Annotated in this window: 17 protein-coding genes; 8 read left to right on the top strand and 9 right to left on the bottom strand. The window is 53.1% G+C overall.

What is annotated here, in order from left to right:
- Window positions 1–322: 322 nt before the first annotated feature.
- The gene (locus tag Syncc8109_RS07040; protein WP_156915511.1) at window positions 323–484 is read right to left on the bottom strand and encodes a hypothetical protein; all 162 of its coding nucleotides are present in this window, start codon (window positions 482–484) and stop codon (window positions 323–325) included.
- 369 nt (window positions 485–853) lie between these two features.
- Between Syncc8109_RS07040 and Syncc8109_RS07035 the strand changes: the two genes are divergently transcribed.
- Window positions 854–1,003 carry a hypothetical protein gene (locus tag Syncc8109_RS07035; protein WP_156915510.1) on the top strand — a complete coding sequence of 50 codons (150 nt, stop codon included), beginning with the start codon at window positions 854–856 and terminating at the stop codon, window positions 1,001–1,003.
- Window positions 1,004–1,160: 157 nt separating this feature from the next.
- Here Syncc8109_RS07035 and Syncc8109_RS11775 read toward each other — a convergent pair whose 3' ends face one another.
- The 3 genes from Syncc8109_RS11775 to Syncc8109_RS11770 form a co-directional block, all read right to left on the bottom strand.
- Window positions 1,161–1,364 carry a hypothetical protein gene (locus tag Syncc8109_RS11775; RefSeq protein WP_071823068.1) on the bottom strand — a complete coding sequence of 68 codons (204 nt, stop codon included), beginning with the start codon at window positions 1,362–1,364 and terminating at the stop codon, window positions 1,161–1,163.
- A 1,713-nt stretch (window positions 1,365–3,077) separates the two neighbouring features.
- Window positions 3,078–3,302 (bottom strand): hypothetical protein, encoded by a 225-nt coding sequence (locus tag Syncc8109_RS12885; RefSeq protein WP_232202396.1) that lies wholly within the window; start codon window positions 3,300–3,302, stop codon window positions 3,078–3,080.
- Between the two features lie 77 nt (window positions 3,303–3,379).
- The gene (locus tag Syncc8109_RS11770) at window positions 3,380–3,631 is read right to left on the bottom strand and encodes a DUF1651 domain-containing protein (protein WP_071823067.1); all 252 of its coding nucleotides are present in this window, start codon (window positions 3,629–3,631) and stop codon (window positions 3,380–3,382) included.
- 420 nt (window positions 3,632–4,051) lie between these two features.
- Here Syncc8109_RS11770 and Syncc8109_RS07010 point away from each other — a divergent pair, with 420 nt between their 5' ends.
- Window positions 4,052–4,549 (top strand): phage major capsid protein, encoded by a 498-nt coding sequence (locus Syncc8109_RS07010; protein WP_025362370.1) that lies wholly within the window; start codon window positions 4,052–4,054, stop codon window positions 4,547–4,549.
- A 100-nt stretch (window positions 4,550–4,649) separates the two neighbouring features.
- Here the strand turns inward: Syncc8109_RS07010 and Syncc8109_RS12635 are convergent, their stop codons facing one another.
- Window positions 4,650–5,129, bottom strand: coding sequence for a hypothetical protein (locus tag Syncc8109_RS12635; RefSeq protein WP_198015298.1), 480 nt, complete (start codon window positions 5,127–5,129; stop codon window positions 4,650–4,652).
- Here Syncc8109_RS12635 and Syncc8109_RS11765 point away from each other — a divergent pair.
- The 4 genes from Syncc8109_RS11765 (at window position 5,037) to Syncc8109_RS06995 (ending at window position 10,420) form a co-directional block, all read left to right on the top strand.
- A complete protein-coding gene (locus Syncc8109_RS11765; protein WP_071823065.1) occupies window positions 5,037–5,309 on the top strand; it encodes a DUF1651 domain-containing protein in 273 nt (90 codons plus the stop codon). The two genes, Syncc8109_RS12635 and Syncc8109_RS11765, sit on opposite strands and share 93 nt — an antisense overlap.
- A gap of 859 nt (window positions 5,310–6,168) precedes the next feature.
- Window positions 6,169–9,315, top strand: coding sequence for a S8 family serine peptidase (locus Syncc8109_RS11760; RefSeq protein WP_071823064.1), 3,147 nt, complete (start codon window positions 6,169–6,171; stop codon window positions 9,313–9,315).
- Window positions 9,316–9,524: 209 nt separating this feature from the next.
- Window positions 9,525–9,731 (top strand): hypothetical protein, encoded by a 207-nt coding sequence (locus Syncc8109_RS12320; protein ID WP_156915507.1) that lies wholly within the window; start codon window positions 9,525–9,527, stop codon window positions 9,729–9,731.
- Window positions 9,732–9,811: 80 nt separating this feature from the next.
- Window positions 9,812–10,420 carry a phage major capsid protein gene (locus Syncc8109_RS06995; protein WP_006851836.1) on the top strand — a complete coding sequence of 203 codons (609 nt, stop codon included), beginning with the start codon at window positions 9,812–9,814 and terminating at the stop codon, window positions 10,418–10,420.
- A gap of 441 nt (window positions 10,421–10,861) precedes the next feature.
- On the opposite strand, the gene Syncc8109_RS06985 is transcribed toward Syncc8109_RS06995, so the two are convergent.
- From Syncc8109_RS06985 to gloB, 4 genes are all read right to left on the bottom strand, one after another.
- Window positions 10,862–11,062 carry a hypothetical protein gene (locus Syncc8109_RS06985; RefSeq protein ID WP_006849690.1) on the bottom strand — a complete coding sequence of 67 codons (201 nt, stop codon included), beginning with the start codon at window positions 11,060–11,062 and terminating at the stop codon, window positions 10,862–10,864.
- 274 nt (window positions 11,063–11,336) lie between these two features.
- Window positions 11,337–11,564 carry a DUF3136 domain-containing protein gene (locus Syncc8109_RS06980; RefSeq protein WP_006850228.1) on the bottom strand — a complete coding sequence of 76 codons (228 nt, stop codon included), beginning with the start codon at window positions 11,562–11,564 and terminating at the stop codon, window positions 11,337–11,339.
- Between the two features lie 45 nt (window positions 11,565–11,609).
- The gene (locus tag Syncc8109_RS06975) at window positions 11,610–12,002 is read right to left on the bottom strand and encodes a Rid family detoxifying hydrolase (RefSeq protein WP_025362368.1); all 393 of its coding nucleotides are present in this window, start codon (window positions 12,000–12,002) and stop codon (window positions 11,610–11,612) included.
- Between the two features lie 64 nt (window positions 12,003–12,066).
- On the bottom strand, window positions 12,067–12,816 hold the full coding sequence (gloB, locus tag Syncc8109_RS06970; protein WP_006852021.1) for a hydroxyacylglutathione hydrolase: 750 nt from the start codon (window positions 12,814–12,816) through the stop codon (window positions 12,067–12,069).
- Window positions 12,817–12,856: 40 nt separating this feature from the next.
- On the opposite strand from gloB, the gene hisG reads away from it, so the two are divergent.
- Both hisG and Syncc8109_RS06960 read left to right on the top strand, forming a co-directional pair.
- On the top strand, window positions 12,857–13,507 hold the full coding sequence (gene hisG / locus Syncc8109_RS06965; RefSeq protein ID WP_006851070.1) for an ATP phosphoribosyltransferase: 651 nt from the start codon (window positions 12,857–12,859) through the stop codon (window positions 13,505–13,507).
- Window positions 13,507–15,285: an ABC transporter ATP-binding protein gene (locus Syncc8109_RS06960; RefSeq protein WP_006849983.1), complete on the top strand. Its 1,779-nt coding sequence runs from the start codon at window positions 13,507–13,509 to the stop codon at window positions 15,283–15,285. The genes hisG and Syncc8109_RS06960 overlap by 1 nt, the downstream gene beginning before the upstream one ends.

The raw sequence follows: 15,285 nt of genomic DNA, 5'->3' as shown, positions 1-15,285 counted from the left end.
TTACGGCAGAGTGAGTCATCGCGGCAGTACGGGAGAGCGACCCGTAGCTGGCAGACAAACCAGTCCCAGTACACGGCAAGCGTGATGGGGCTGGCTTTCTGCGCTTAATCGTGTCTTCCGATAACGGGAAAGATTCGGTGCATCGCACCTAATTGTCTAAAGCCTCGTCAACGTTGTGGAACGGTAACCGCATCGCTCGGGGAGAACGCTGTTCTCCTCGCGGTTCCGTCGCCCCACATCATTGCTTCGGCTAAGGCTGTTGGAAGTCAGCCCCGCCGATAGAGGGGGCTGCGCCTCCTAAAAAAGACTAGGAGCTCGGAAATCACCGCACATAGCGGGCGTAGCTGGGCAGTCGTTTCAATCGAATCTGAGTCGAGTAACCCGTAGGCGTGATGATGTTCACCACTTCAGGAGCAGGGCGACTCAGCGTGTAACCGCGTTCGGTCAACTTCTCCCAGGATTCTTTGAGTAATTCAGTGTCCATGATTTCTGGATAACACATCTACTGAGCATTCCGCTACTTGTGATGTGTGCCGCTTGATGCAATTAAAAATAGGTTGTTAGCCGACACTTAGACAAAGTGGATGAGAGATGATCCAAGAGTTCAGCAAGATTTCTCGGCCTCCGCCGAGGGTGCATCAGCTAGGCGACAAGCGATTTGTTGTGTGCGTATCGAGTGGGCTGTGCTTGGAATTTGCTGACCGATGGGATGCTGAGTGCTGCCTGAAGAGTCTTCAGGTTTCAAGTGTTTTGCCTGGGTAGCAATTTATACATTCGTTGGACAAATATTAAGCATTTTGGCTACTGATCAACTTCAGGATTGCGACATTATTGGCTCACTAGCGACTGGCAGATGTCTCCAGAAGAAAAGTACATCCTCCTGATGGAAGCTGCGTATGCCGCCGAAGACAAAATTACTTACTACATGTTGATGCAGAAGGCTGATCAGGTCTTAAAGGACGCTCAGGCATCTGTAGACAACACTGATGCAGAGGCTGCTTAAAGAACTCCATCACTCAATGTCGAGGGCTTCAGGGCCTTTTGTTGTGCTCAGGCTGCCTGGGCCGCCTTGCACTCGGTTGCTGCGGCACAGCGTCATTGAGGCTTGGCAGACGATGCAGAAGACGGGGTGGAGGCTCTGCCCCCCGCCTGTGCGCTGATCAGATGAGGTCGTACGCCATCAATACCTGAACGCGAATGCCCCCAAGTTTTTGCCATGTCTGCAGCGCATCCTCTTTGGATTGAAAGGGAAGCCAATCGTCTTCCTCTATGCGGCGCTGGATATGAGCCGCGACTCTTTGGGCTACGACCGCGTCGCTTCTAAAGCGAACGCTGATTGGGCGCCCATTAATTTTCAGCTCCATCAGCGAATCAAGAGTTCAGTCATTTTGCCTCTGACTACGCTGTTTCAGCAGCTGGTGCTGACGCTTGCCGCGCGATGCCTGGTGATTGACGCTCGCCCTCTCGCAGACCTTACGAACCGGCTTTGCTTCAGAGTTCATCTACATCAACCTCTTGAGGCGGAAGCTTGGATGAGCGGGAATAAGCCCTTCTAACGATCCTCCTCAGAAGCAAGAAGGTCATTCCATCAACAGCAGTAAAAGAGCCTCCACAACAACAGCATGGCGCTAAACGTCGTAATCCCTGATCAGGCAGATGGCGCTGTCAGCATTACTCATGCGATAAGGGGTCTGCCGTGACGAACGATCGAGGTCACTTCGTTTGTGGTCGCGTCAACCACCATGTAAGTGCTCATCAGCGCTTTCGACTTTGTGCGGGCACACAGGTAAGCCCTGAACTCCGTTTGGAAGTAAAGCTCCTTGACCCAACGGTCGGGAGCTTCTTGCTTGACGACGTTGTACACGACTATTGCCTGGACCCTTGCTTTAGCAATGCCTTAGAGGCGTCAGTCCAAATCACGGAATTTCCGCTGTTTAGGCACCAGCACTTATCCAACGAGTCGGTCATCTTCAGCCAGGATCGCTTTCCCTTTTGAAATCCTCAGCACCTCACCTGAGTTGCCGGGACTTTCGTACATGACTCGATAGAGCCCGAAAGTATTCAGCGATTTGGCTCGGGCGTTGGTGAAAGCCTTGAACTCAGTCTCGAAGCACTGCTCTTGAAACCAAATGTCGGGCCCATCGCTTCGTTCAACGCAGAACATCATCTGTATCAATTGACCCTCTCAGCTTGGAGAGGGCAGAGCTGCTCGCTTGCTATCTCCAAATGAGCTTTGGGATCATGTCTTCAGTTGGTGACCAGTGAGCAAGGGAGCCAGTCAGCCTTACGAGCCCAGCTCGTCAATGGCACATGATGTCCTTTGGCTAAGGATTTCAAGTGATTACCCTGTCGAAATCGCTGTTCAACTGGAAGACGGCAGGCATCCTGACGGGCATGAAGCTCGCGACGCTGGCAGTCGTGATTGGCCTAGCTCGCGCAGGACTTCTTCCCCACTGGTTTCCCCATTGGGGCTAGCCCGCTCCAGGAGACCAGCCCAACACCTGGACGTAATGGCCCCAGGAAACTGACAGCCCGACACTTCGCCCGACTCCAGCAATGGCTACGGCATGGCCCCTGTTCCGTCATCACAGGGGTGTCGGAAGCGAGTCATAAAGGAGGTCACCCCATTCCTGTCGTAGGTGGGCTGGTCTTTCAACCCTTGATCACATCACTGGTTTACAGATGAGCAAGCGAGCTAGCTAGGCCGTCTCTTCCACCTTGGAGGGGCGGCCTCCTCCTTTGTTGAAGTGCAGATGAGCAGTTCCCTAGGAAGCCTTGCTGTTTTTGCAGGGGCGTTCACCTCGCTTCAACTTGAGCCACATCGCTTTCTCAAGTGCCGTCAGCTTTGGAGACGTTTCATGTAATGCAGCTACGGCACGTGCCCTAGCAGCAATGATGAAACGGTCTGTCTTGTCTACTCCGTCGAATCCCATGTCCCTGAAAAGGACGACGCTCGCAACGTAGACATATGAGATGAGCGTGCATCGAATGCCAGTGAGCCCTCACTTCAATCGATGGCAAGTGCTGGCTGGGACTGCAATCACCCAACCAAATCTTGGCCGCCGCGAACGATTGCTTCACGCCGATGCCTGTTCCGTCGTGTCATCGAGGACATCTTGCTGAAGCTGCTGAACTGCACAGAGAGCTTCATGGGCAGGCCACCCATGAACATCCATCAACTCCTTAACCAGAGCATCAGGGGCCTTAGTGATCGAGGAGCGAATAGCATTAACAACCTTGTTGTCCCTCGCGAGTGCAGACAGCCGCAGAGCCCGGAGTTGCTGAGTGTTCGGCTGTTTCATGACAGCACTCTGGACTACTGCTGGTTTTGCTTTAGTTGCCAACTGCTTTTACGGACTTGGCTATCTCGTTGACTGCCCTATCGAAGTGGACCAGCGCATCTTCTCCAGCCCATTGACTTGAGCGCATTCCATTTCTCCAGCGCCTCTTGTCGTGTCATCAGTTGACTGCCCTGAGGGATCGGGTCGTCAGGTGGTCGCCAATGGAAACTGCGCATGACGATCGAATCGCCTTGGGAGCCATCCTTGGAAGCGGTGAATTGGTAGTAAAGCTGCTGTGGCTCATTGGCAAGCCATGCACCAACTGACTTGTAGGAGAGTTCTTCAGTGATGAGTTCGCTCCATAGGAGAAGAGCCTGATCGATCAGTCAGAAGGCTTTTTTCGTAGGTGAGTTGACGGAGCTTTGTGATGTGCTGCTCATGCTCTCCGCTGCTCCAGTGCTGTGGGAAGGCGACTCGGGCTTGAAGTTCCGAGATTTGGTTGTTGAGTTCTCTCGCTGGGTCCTCGGACCAAAGGTCTTCTCCACAGTGGACCATCGCCACCCCCCTACTGGCGGGGGAGAAGTGAATCTCCTTAATCACTACTGATGCAACCCCTCAGGGCCGGTTGCCTTGTTATCAGGAAGATCGGCCCATCTCTTTGGCGGGGATTTAGGCATTAAGCCTTAGCCACCGGCCAGAGAAAAAACATCAGACTCAAACTACCTTCAGATTCAGCATGAAAGGACTCCACACGAACGTTGCTTACTTCGGTGGCACTGTCGCGATTGCAGTCCTTGTCATGGCCTTCGTCGTTAAAGCAACGGCCTGAAAGTTGCCAGTCGAAAGCTGAGCATTGGCTCGAGCGTCAGCGCCGACTCTGTCGATCGGGCAACAGCAGCTACTCTGGCGGCATCCTGAAAACTTCAGGCCTCGGCTTCGTAGCGGTCGGCACAAACGGATTAGCCCCAACGCTCGATCGTCTCCTCGATCTCAATAGGGAGTTCGCCGTAGACAATGCAGACGTTGCCAGATGTGGCTACCTCACGAACGCCCAGGAGGAGTCCGTTCTCGCCAAAGCCAAGGACTCGCAGAGCCAGTACCTCCGCAGCCCTTATGGCACTGAACTTGGCCGTAGCCAGATTGCAGGGCGGCGTTTTGAGGTCAGCAACAACGTCCCCTCAAACCTCACAAAGGTTTCTGGGTCCAACCTCTCGGCTGTTATTTACGGGAACTTTGCAGCACTGCTGCTGCTCTTACAAGTCTTTTAGCGCCTGTGCCTTGCTTTGATTTTTAAGGCTCGCTTATTGCGCCATACGGCGAGATAAGCCCCAAGCCCTAAGCCAACCAGCATGAGAATAGGGCTCATCTTCAGTAGCAGCCCATGGCTTCATAGTCGGCTAGCACCCGATCAACCCGTGGGGCGTATTTCTCGATAACTGCCTCTCTGGCTAAGACTCCCTCTGCTTCGTAGGAAGCCATCCTGATCCCAATGCAGTTGAGGACCCCATTGCCGCCAAATTCTGCAGAACATTTGGCCTTGGCTTTCTCCATTGCAGGCAAAATGATTGCGTTTTGACTCGCTAGAGCTTCGGTATCCATAGCGGCCTTTAAGCGTGCAGCAGCCCTTTGTATGGCTTCGCATTGGACGTAATCCATAGCGTGCGACCCAGACACCAGGCAGAGAAGCGAAAGCAGCAGTAGCCGTTTCACATCAAAAGGCTCGGTATTCCATCCAGTCTGGCTAGTAGTTGAGGTATGCCCAACAAGGACCGCAGCTTTCACGAGGCGCCAGAAAAGGCTGGTGGTGAAGGGTGGCTGTACTCCGAGCAGCAACAGAATCTTTGCCACTTGAAGCCCGATACTGCGACGGTGCACGCGTATTGGGTAGCGATCAGGACCTACAGCTACGTTCCGCCCCGCCCAACAGAGCCGATGACTCATTTTCGGATGCTGCGGCACAACACGATTGAGGCTTGGCAGACGATGCAGAAGACAGGCTGGAGGCGCTGCCCCTCGCCCGTCAGGTAAAGACTCAACAATCGTTGTCGACTCTGTCTGCTTCGTCGAGATCGATGCAAGCTTGTTTGTCTACTTGGCACAGCAGTGCCATCAGGTTCTTTCGATCTAAGGCTGAAAGCTCACCATTGATTTCCCACTTCAAGCAGGTTCTACGCTGGCAGCTACCTGTGTGGCCTTTGAGGACTTCGAACATGCAGCCTCCTGTTGGCTGATGCACTAATTCTTACGACGAATAAGACTTCCGAGTCCAGAGTCGATTTGCCTAATTTTTTGGTGGTGCTTTCTCAGTCCCTAAAGCTGCGACGTCTCGGTTTTCGCGCCGACTACTGTTGCTCCCGGTATTTGTTGACCCAATTTCCATCCTTGGCCCAGGGAAAGAACCAAAGTGCCGCCTGTGCAATGAAAATTGAGGGAGATACGGGCGAGGGAACCCGCTGGATTTCATCTCCCAAGGCGTGGCAGTGGTGCCTTAAATGCGTCGAGCCTTTTTTGTTACCGCCATCGCTCAGCGGACTCATCATCCGGCCAACTCAGCGCTTAAAAGTAGGCAGCTCCCAGTACCCAGGCACTTAGGACCATGACAAGCAAGACGTAGAGAGATCGAATAGACAGCGGATGCTCAGCCGTGTAAACCCTGATAAAGCAACCACAGGTCCTTTCCCCCTGCAAACATGACGGATCATTAGGTAATGAAAACTACACTTGCAAGATGACTAGGTGCAGAAGAAATGTAGAGAGAATCTAGGATCATTGCCCAACATTAAGCTCCTCTTCGAATTATCAAATTCGGCTTAAAGTTTTTACCCTTTGGAAGGGATGGTTTAAAATGACAGCAAAATAGATTTTGGATCTCTTGATTCGTTGACTTATGCCTCCAAGAATCTTTTGTCCCTATGAGCCTTTATTCCCTCAAAGAATTTCAATAGATTATCGGCAACTTGGGTTTAGAGGGCTTGGACCCTATAGGAATATTGACTTAGACTTCAATGGTATTGTAGATGGTAGCGAGGATTATGGCTATGAAATATATAGCGGTGGACAGGCAATTGTAATCCAAAATAGGCGTGGAAGAACTTACAGTGATAATACAAATAGGAATTGGGATGTCATTGCTGCAGCTGAATCCGAAGACGGCTACGCAGTTCTAAGAGCAGGAACCAGCCAACGAAGATTGGGGCAATATCGGATATGGTTGACAGATAATAATGGACAAATTGCCTCCGGTACCGGGTGGCAGTCAGGAGAAGATTTAAGACAACAGGGTTATGAAAGTATATTCAATCTAGATCTCGACAATGATGGTCATATTGGGGAGCCACCGCAGGATAATAATGACGATTTCGACAATACGACGAATACTAGTGGCTACATAGAAGTTGGAGGAACTGCGGAAGGAACACTTGAAGTTAGCGGAGATCGTGATTGGCTAAGAATTAATCTTGTTGCGGGTAATGTATACAGCTTTGCTGTCGAAGGCCAGGCTCTTGATGATACATACTTAAGATTTTATGATTCAAACGGTAATCTTCTAGAGGAAAATGACGATTACAATGGCTTCAATAGCGCAATAAATAATTATCAGGCAGAAGTTACTGGTGATTATTACTTAGGAGTAGGGGCCTATGCTGATACCGGTACCGGAAACTATATTGTATCGGCAAACAACAATAATCAAATAGAGGAGCCACCGCAGGATAATAATGACGATTACGACAATACGACGAATACTAGTGGCTACATAGAAGTTGGAGGAACTGCGGAAGGAACACTTGAAGTTAGCGGCGATCGCGATTGGCTAAGAATTAATCTTGTTGCGGGTAATGTATACAGCTTTGCTGTCGAAGGCCAGGCTCTTGATGATACATACTTAAGATTTTATGATTCAAACGGTAATCTTCTAGAGGAAAATGACGATTACAATGGCCTCAACAGCGCAATAAATAATTATCAGGCAGAAGTTACTGGTGATTATTACTTAGGAGTAGGGGCCTATGCTGATACAGGTATCGGAAACTATATTGTATCGGCAAACAACAATAATCAAATAGAGGAGCCACCGCAGGATAATAATGACGATTACGACAATACGACGAATACTAGTGGCTACATAGAAGTTGGAGGAACTGCAGAAGGAACACTTGAAGTTAGCGGAGATCGTGATTGGCTAAGAATTAATCTTGTTGCGGGTAATGTATACAGCTTTGCTGTCGAAGGCCAGGCTCTTGATGATACATACTTAAGATTTTATGATTCAACCGGTAATCTTCTAGAGGAAAATGACGATTACAATGGCCTCAACAGCGCAATAAATAATTATCAGGCAGAAGTTACTGGTGATTATTACTTAGGAGTAGGGGCCTATGCTGATACCGGTACCGGAAACTATATTGTATCGGCAAACAACAATAATCAAATAGATGAGCCACCGCAGGATAATAATGACGATTACGACAATACGACGAATACTAGTGGCTACATAGAAGTTGGAGGAACTGCGGAAGGAACACTTGAAGTTAGCGGAGATCGTGATTGGCTAAGAATTAATCTTGTTGCGGGTAATGTATACAGCTTTGCTGTCGAAGGCCAGGCTCTTGATGATACATACTTAAGATTTTATGATTCAAACGGTAATCTTCTAGAGGAAAATGACGATTACAATGGCCTCAACAGCGCAATAAATAATTATCAGGCAGAAGTTACTGGTGATTATTACTTAGGAGTAGGGGCCTATGCTGATACCGGTACCGGAAACTATATTGTATCGATAAATGAAACGCCATTGCCACCTGCTGGATATAGCTCAAGCAATGGTTATGGACAAATAAATATTCAAAGAGCTTTTGAACAATATTTAAATGTAACACTCGCGGCAGCAGATGCATTGGGGGGCAATTCCTGGACACTTGATAATATTTATGCTCCAGAAGTCTGGCGCCAGAGTGAAGGCTTTGCGGGTGCAACAGGGCTTGGTGCAGTAGTCGCGGTTATAGATACTGGTGTAGATCTTGATCATCGTGAATTTACGGGAAGAATAGTGCAGGGATATGATTTTGTTGATAATGATTTAATTGCTGATGATGGGAATGGCCACGGAACACATGTTGCTGGCACGATCGCCGGAGCTTATGACGACTTTGGTGTTACAGGCGTAGCATTTGATTCGGAAATAATGCCTATTAGAGTCTTAGGAAATGATGGAACAGGTTATACCAGTGACATTATTTCAGGTATCCGTTATGCAGCAGACAATAATGCTGATGTAATTAATTTGTCACTAGGTGGAGGCGGGTATAGTCAATCAATGGCTGATGCCATTGAATATGCAACGAACCGAGGAAGTGTGGTCGTGATGGCAGCTGGTAATTCAGGTGGTATCAGTCCCGAGTATCCTGCAGCACATGCGATTAACAATGGATTAGCCGTCGGAGCTGTAGATCAATATGAAAATCTTGCTGATTTTTCAAATCTTGCTGGCTCCACCACGATCGATTATGTGACTGCACCTGGTGTGGATGTTTATTCATCAATACCCGGAGACAGTTACGCTTTTTATAGCGGGACATCAATGGCAACTCCTCATGTTGCCGGTGCAGCAGCATTATTAAGTGGATACGACCCAAGCCTATCGGCAGAGTCAATTGCAGACTTGCTTACAGGTACCGCTAGCAACACCATAAGTGATTCATCTGTTAATTACCTTTCTAGTGCAAATTTAATTTATGACGAAATAACATATGGCAATGCATTCATTACAGCGGAGAATGTATCTAGTTTTAGCCCAGAAGAGTTTTCGGGGATATTGATTGGCCGCGCCAGCGACACTTGTCAGTTTGAAAATTTCTCGGAGATTGATAACATGCCAATATTGCCCGTCCATCAATTTGAAGAGCTTACAAGCAATTTGTATGCGTTAAATTTTGATGGATTAACGGACGCTTATTCATATGTTTCAGAACTTCTGCAACAAAATTATTTTCACTATTTCGAGTTTGATCAGGCCTGGACGGTTGCATAAGACTCCACGATTTAATGCCCCAGCAACAGGCTTAACAAGCTACTATGTATATAGATGGCTGACCCCACTAATGCCTATAAGGCAAGTAATTTGCCTTAATTCGCTCTTGATTTGACCTTATTTATTTTTGAAATGCAAGGATATTGTTTCAGTAATAAAAGCAACAGTGCAACAACTCAATGTGTTGGTTGTGATTCGCGCTGCACGCAGTGCCCTCCTGCTGGGAGCTGCCCTTGCCTTTAGCGCTGCAGCCTTCATCTGTGGTTCCCAGGCTGAACGCCGCTGGCGCCATGTTCCTCGGCGGCTTTGTTGGTGACGTGAGCATCCCGAAGCGCATCGGCACGGCTTCCGCTTATTGGCTTGGTGCTGATGACAGCGACAGCGTCAACGAAAGCCCTGCACCATCAGCTCCGTGATGATGACGCCCCAGACCGTTGGCGCATTGAGCAAGTTCAGCTATCTGATGAATTTGTAATCAACGCCTGACACCGAGCAGTTGATCCGGGTTGACTTCGTTGCCCTGCTGACCGATGCGATCGACACCGCTGCCATCAATGGCAGTCGCAGCAGCATCCACCCGACGGGGATGCTTCAAACGTCAGGAATTGGTTCGGTATCAGTAGGCACCAACGGTTTGGCCCCAGCCTTGGACCACTTGTTAGATCTGAAGAAGGTGGTTTCCGTTGACAACGCAGATGTGGCCTCTTGCGGTTTCCTCACCACCACTAAGGTCGAGGCGGTTCTGGCAAAGGCCAAGGACCTGCAGAGCCAGTACCTCTTCAGCCCTTATGGAACTGAACTTGGCCGTTCCCAGATTGCAGGGTGGCGTTTTGAGGTCAGCAACAACGTCACCTCAAACCTCACAAAGGGCTCAGGGACCGACTTGTCAGCTGTCATCTACGGGAATTTCGCTGATCTGCTGATTGGTTTCTTCGGGACGCTGGAAATCCTGGTGGACTGTTACACCGACTTCGCTAAAGGCATGAAGGGAATCAGGGCACGGCAGTCGATTGATATTGCTGTGCGTCATGCCGAATCATTCGCAGCGATGCAGTCTCCAATCGCAACCCGGCTGACGCGTTCACCTTTACGTAGCTGGTCTTAGACCGTCCCGTAGAACCTCAGCTATGGCTCAACTGTTCCGTGCGATACGCTAGCTGAGTGGCCCATTGACTAAGGGCGCTTGAACCGTGAGCAGAGTGATCAACACCTGCGGCTGTCGGGCTCCCGCATTTCGAGGCAGAGTTGCTGGTAGCGAAGCAAGGCCCGTTCTTCATCCAGCTGAGGAAATAACAAACGAGCCTCCTCCAGGCTTGGCGGCTCCAAGAGCTAATTATCAGAGCGATCCGGGGCCAACTGCTCAGGGTTGCGTTCCCACAGTTGGCGTCCTGTTGCGACCCAACCTAACTAGCGACGAAAACGATCGAACAGCTTAAGAGAGTTCATCAATCATCCTAAGAAGATTACGAAGCCAAGCGCATGGATGAGGTGATACTCAGCAACCTCTCCCTCCGATGAGGGAGGTCTCAGTTGGAGTATCTCCCCCCTAATCAGGGATGTGTGTCTCGCTTGTCTTCCCACTATTGGTGATGTGAAAAACCGACTTGTTCTGTGGCATCAGGCTCTCCGGTTGTCCCTGCCTCGGATCCTCCCCATTGCGCCAGGGAGTAAACATCAGGAAATTTCCGGCCACCAGTCCTGCCGTCACGATTACTGCGGCAATCTGTTCGAGCTGTTCGATGTCCATCCCTGCATTGTCCCGCGTTCTCCCAGCAAGGTTGTCCCTTGCATCCTCGACGGTTTGGGATTCAGCTCGTTCTGTAGTTCAAGGCACAGGGCAGCTCCCAGCATCACCGTCATCACCCCAAGCCCCTGACTCAGATTAAGTCGCCTTTTGGGCTTGCGAAAAATCCAGCGGGTCATGCCAGGCCGTTGCTTCTCAGCCTGGTTTACCGCTTCTTTTCGACTCAAATTGAAGTGTTGGTCACGAGAACGCTGGGAAAACGCCTAGTCAACCGCTCTCAATCCTCTTTTGGGTTCTCCAGGTCGCGGCGGATCAGGGCCAGCAGGTAGGAGGGCGATTTGTAGCGGGTGGGCAGGCAGCGGTTCAGCGTTTCCAGATGCCCCCAGCAGACGGTGCGCTCAATGTCTTGAACGGTTTTTCCCTGCTGGAGGAGACGCCGCAGCGCCTTGCAATACATCGGATAGCCCGCCTCTAATTCACCGATGGTGAGTTTCGCCTGAGGCATAGGACCACTGAAGCCAATTCCAACCTATGCCCCCGCGGGCCTGGCTCAGCTGCCGAGCCAGGCCACGCAGTCGATTTCCACGCGTGCTCTCTTGGGGAGGGCTGCCACCTGAACGCAGGCGCGAGCTGGGCTGACCCCCTCGCCGAATACCTCGGCATAGATGCCATTCACCGTTTGGAAATCGCCCAGGTCCGCCAGGAACACAGTGGTGCGCACCACCTGAGCCGGGGTGGCGCCAGCTTCTTTCAACACAGCACAAAGGTTTTTCAGCACCTGATGTGTTTCCGCCGCCACATCACCATTCCCCACCATCTCGCCGGTGGCTGGATCCAGTGGAATCTGCCCGGAGCAATAGAGCCACTCGCCTGCAAGCACCGCCTGGTTGTAAGGCCCAACCGGTGTAGGTGCGGCTTGAGTAGTGATGGCCTTGGCGCTCATGGGGTGGTTCTCAACAGCAGTCACCATGATCATCGCCGTTGGTGAATGCGTGCTTCGCCATCGCTCATGCCGGTCGCCACTGATCCTTGTGCTGGCGCAGCACGGCCAACTCCGCGGCTGAACCGGCCTGCATGAACAGGTTGGTGCGGCGTTCCATGCCGATGCTGCTGGGCAGGCTGAGCCCTCCTTCGGCACGTAGCGTCCGCACCTCCCGGTAGCGCTCAGCCAGAACTGTGTCACTGGGGCGTTGCTCAACGGCCCATTGCAGGTTGGCCTCGGTGTACTCGTGGGCACAACAAACTCTTGTGGCCTCAGGCAGTTCCGCCAGCTTCTGAAGGGCGTGATACATCTGTTCAGCGCTGCCTTCAAACAGTCGGCCACAGCCCCCGCTGAACAGGGTGTCCCCGCAGAACAACAGGGGCCCGATCTCGCCGCCCTCCTGGTTCGGGACGAAAAAGGCGACGTGGGCCCTGGTGTGGGCCGCCACATCCAGCACCTCCACCTCGTGCCCAAGAACAATGATCTGGTCCCCATCCCGCACCGGCATGGTCTGGAACGGAATCCGCTCCCGGTCCTCAGCGGAGGCAATCACCGCAGCCCTGGGCCAGCGTTTCAGCAACTCCGGTGTGCCCCCGATGTGGTCGGCGTGGTGATGGGTCTGCAGCACGGCGGCCAGGCTCAATTGCCGTTCATCCAGCCACTCCCGCACCGGCGGCGCCACGGCTGGGTCGATCACCACAGCCTCCGCGCCCCTCACCCAAATCCAGATCACATTGTCCTGAAGCACCGGCAAGGCATGAAGTGAGGAATGCATCGTTAAAGTCCTGCCTGGTTAACCGGTCAGCGCTGGACCCATGATCACCGTCGCGTTGGCCAAAGGAGCGCTGCTCAAAGACTCGGTGGCCCGCTTTGCGGCGGCTGGTCTTGATTTCTCCGCTGTTCTGGACAAGAACAACCGCCAGTTGATGGTGCCCACCCCTTGCGGGCGCGCCCGGGCCCTGCTGGTTCGCAACGGAGATGTGCCTACCTACGTGGCCTACGGCCAGGCTCAGCTGGGGGTTGTGGGTTACGACGTGCTCAAGGAGCATCAACTCCCGGTCGCCCAACTGGTGGACCTGGGCTTTGGCGGCTGCCGCATGGCTGTGGCGGTTCAGGAGAGCAGTGGTTACACCCGGGCCGCTGATCTGCCCGCCCACTGCCGCGTCGCCAGCAAATTCACCCACTGCGCCCGGAAATATTTCGATGCCCTCGACCTTCCCGTTGAGTTGGTTCACCTCAATGGCTCGGTGGAGCTGGGGCCAATCACGGGAATGTCGGAAGCCATTGTCGACCTGGTGGCCACCGGTCGCACCCTGCGTGAGAACGGCCTGATTGCCATCGAAGACCTGTTCCACTCCACAGCTCGACTGGTGGGGCACCCCTTGTCCGTTCGCCTCGATCACGGCCCCTTGGCCTCCATCGTTGATGCGATTCGCACAGCAACACCCGTCGGGAGCTCTAACTGATGGGGGCTGTCGCCGATTGGCGCCGGGTTCGTCGTCTGGGCCGTTACCTCGTGCGGGATCGCCGGCGGCTGCTGGTCGCCCTGCTGTTGCTGCTGCCCTTGGCCTTTGCGGGAGCACTGCAGCCCGTGCTGCTGGGGCAGGCCGTCAGCGTGCTGCGTGGAGAGCCCAGTCTTCCTTTCCTCTCTGGGTTGAGCCTCTCTGCCTCGATCCGCGTGATCATCGGGCTTTACTTCGTCTCGGTGCTTCTGCGGCTCGGCTTGCAGGGGGTGCAGCAATTCAGCATCCTGGCCGTTGGACAACGGCTCACAGCTCGGATCCGCGATGACTTGTTTGAACATGCGTTGTCGCTGTCTCTGCGTTTTCACGACCGCATGCCGGTGGGCAAGTTGCTCACACGGCTGACCAGCGATGTGGATGCCCTGGCTGAGGTGTTTGGTAGTGGTGCCGTTGGGGTGCTCAATGATCTGGTGAGCCTGCTGGTGCTGGCCTCAACGATGTTGTTCATCGAGTGGAGGCTGGGGCTGCTGCTGTTGTTCACGCAGGTGCCTGTCACCCTGGCTGTGCTTTGGCTGCAGCGCCGTTATCGCAAGGCCAATTACCGCGTGCGTGAGGAGCTCTCCCAGCTCAATGCAGATTTCCAGGAGAACCTCCAGGGTCTCGAGGTGGTTCAGATGTATGGCCGTGAAACGGTCAACAGCGCCCGCTTCCTGCGCACCGGCATGGACTACCGCAGCGCTGTGAACGGAACGATCTTTTTCGACAGCAGCATTTCAGCCTTCCTTGAATGGGTGGCTCTGGCCGCCATTGCCCTGGTTCTGGCCCTTGGCGGCTTGATGGTGACCAATGGCGCCATGGGCCTTGGCACTCTCACCACCTTCATCCTTGCCTCCCAGCGTCTGTTCGATCCGCTGCGTCAGCTGGCGGAGCGTTTCACCCAGATTCAGGGTGGGCTGACGGCTGTCGAACGCATCGGCGAGTTGATGGAGGAGCCCCTCGAGATCGCTGAGGCGAAGGGAGTTATCCCCCACGTGAGTGGCGGTGGCGGCGAGGTGATCTTCGAGAACGTGAGCTTTGCCTATCGGCCGGACGATCCGATCCTCCGCAACCTCTCCTTCCGCATCGCTCCCGGAGAAAATGTAGCCCTGGTGGGCCCCACAGGTTCTGGCAAAAGCACGATAATCCGCCTGCTCTGCCGCTTGTATGAACCCCAGCAGGGACGCATCCTTCTCGATAGACGGGACATCCGCACGATCCCGATGGCAGATCTACGGCGTGAGCTGGGCGTCGTGCTTCAAGACACGTTCCTGTTCAGCGGCAATGTGGCCGACAACCTTCGGCTCAATGCTTCGGTGAGCGATCGAGAGCTGGCTCAGGTCTGTGCTGAGCTTGGTCTCAACGAGCTGTTGGCCAAGCTTCCCAATGGGCTGGACACGGAGCTGCGCGAGCGCGGCGGCAATCTCTCCTCAGGAGAGCGCCAACTGCTTGCAGTGGCCCGGGTGGCGATCCGCAAGCCAACGGTGTTGGTGATGGATGAGGCCACCGCTTTCATGGACCCTTCAACGGAGGCGACGCTGCAGGCTGATCTCGATCGGCTTCTGCAAAAGCGCACCGCCATCGTCATTGCCCATCGCCTCGCCACGGTAGAGGCCTCGGATCGCATTCTTGTGCTGCGCCGCGGTGAACTGATCGAGCAGGGAACCCATCGCGAGCTCAGGGCCCGGGGTGGGCTCTACGCCCAGCTGGCTGAGCTGCAGGAGCGGGGGTTGGCGCGTCTGTGA

Origin of the sequence: Synechococcus sp. WH 8109, assembly GCF_000161795.2 — a bacterium.
Lineage (GTDB): Bacteria > Cyanobacteriota > Cyanobacteriia > PCC-6307 > Cyanobiaceae > Parasynechococcus.
The sequence above is the reverse complement of the archived record's forward strand: the minus strand, read 5'-3'. Positions and strand labels throughout refer to the sequence as shown.

Coding starts and splice junctions, on each gene's coding strand:
- Syncc8109_RS07040 (WP_156915511.1), bottom strand. CDS start 484: ATGGACACTGAATTACTCAAAGAATCCTGGGAGAAGTTGACCGAACGC.
- Syncc8109_RS07035 (WP_156915510.1), top strand. CDS start 854: ATGTCTCCAGAAGAAAAGTACATCCTCCTGATGGAAGCTGCGTATGCC.
- Syncc8109_RS11775 (WP_071823068.1), bottom strand. CDS start 1,364: ATGGAGCTGAAAATTAATGGGCGCCCAATCAGCGTTCGCTTTAGAAGC.
- Syncc8109_RS12885 (WP_232202396.1), bottom strand. CDS start 3,302: ATGAAACAGCCGAACACTCAGCAACTCCGGGCTCTGCGGCTGTCTGCA.
- Syncc8109_RS11765 (WP_071823065.1), top strand. CDS start 5,037: ATGCCCAACAAGGACCGCAGCTTTCACGAGGCGCCAGAAAAGGCTGGT.
- Syncc8109_RS11760 (WP_071823064.1), top strand. CDS start 6,169: ATGCCTCCAAGAATCTTTTGTCCCTATGAGCCTTTATTCCCTCAAAGA.
- Syncc8109_RS06985 (WP_006849690.1), bottom strand. CDS start 11,062: ATGGACATCGAACAGCTCGAACAGATTGCCGCAGTAATCGTGACGGCA.
- Syncc8109_RS06980 (WP_006850228.1), bottom strand. CDS start 11,564: ATGCCTCAGGCGAAACTCACCATCGGTGAATTAGAGGCGGGCTATCCG.
- Syncc8109_RS06975 (WP_025362368.1), bottom strand. CDS start 12,002: ATGAGCGCCAAGGCCATCACTACTCAAGCCGCACCTACACCGGTTGGG.
- gloB (WP_006852021.1), bottom strand. CDS start 12,816: ATGCATTCCTCACTTCATGCCTTGCCGGTGCTTCAGGACAATGTGATC.
- hisG (WP_006851070.1), top strand. CDS start 12,857: ATGATCACCGTCGCGTTGGCCAAAGGAGCGCTGCTCAAAGACTCGGTG.
- Syncc8109_RS06960 (WP_006849983.1), top strand. CDS start 13,507: ATGGGGGCTGTCGCCGATTGGCGCCGGGTTCGTCGTCTGGGCCGTTAC.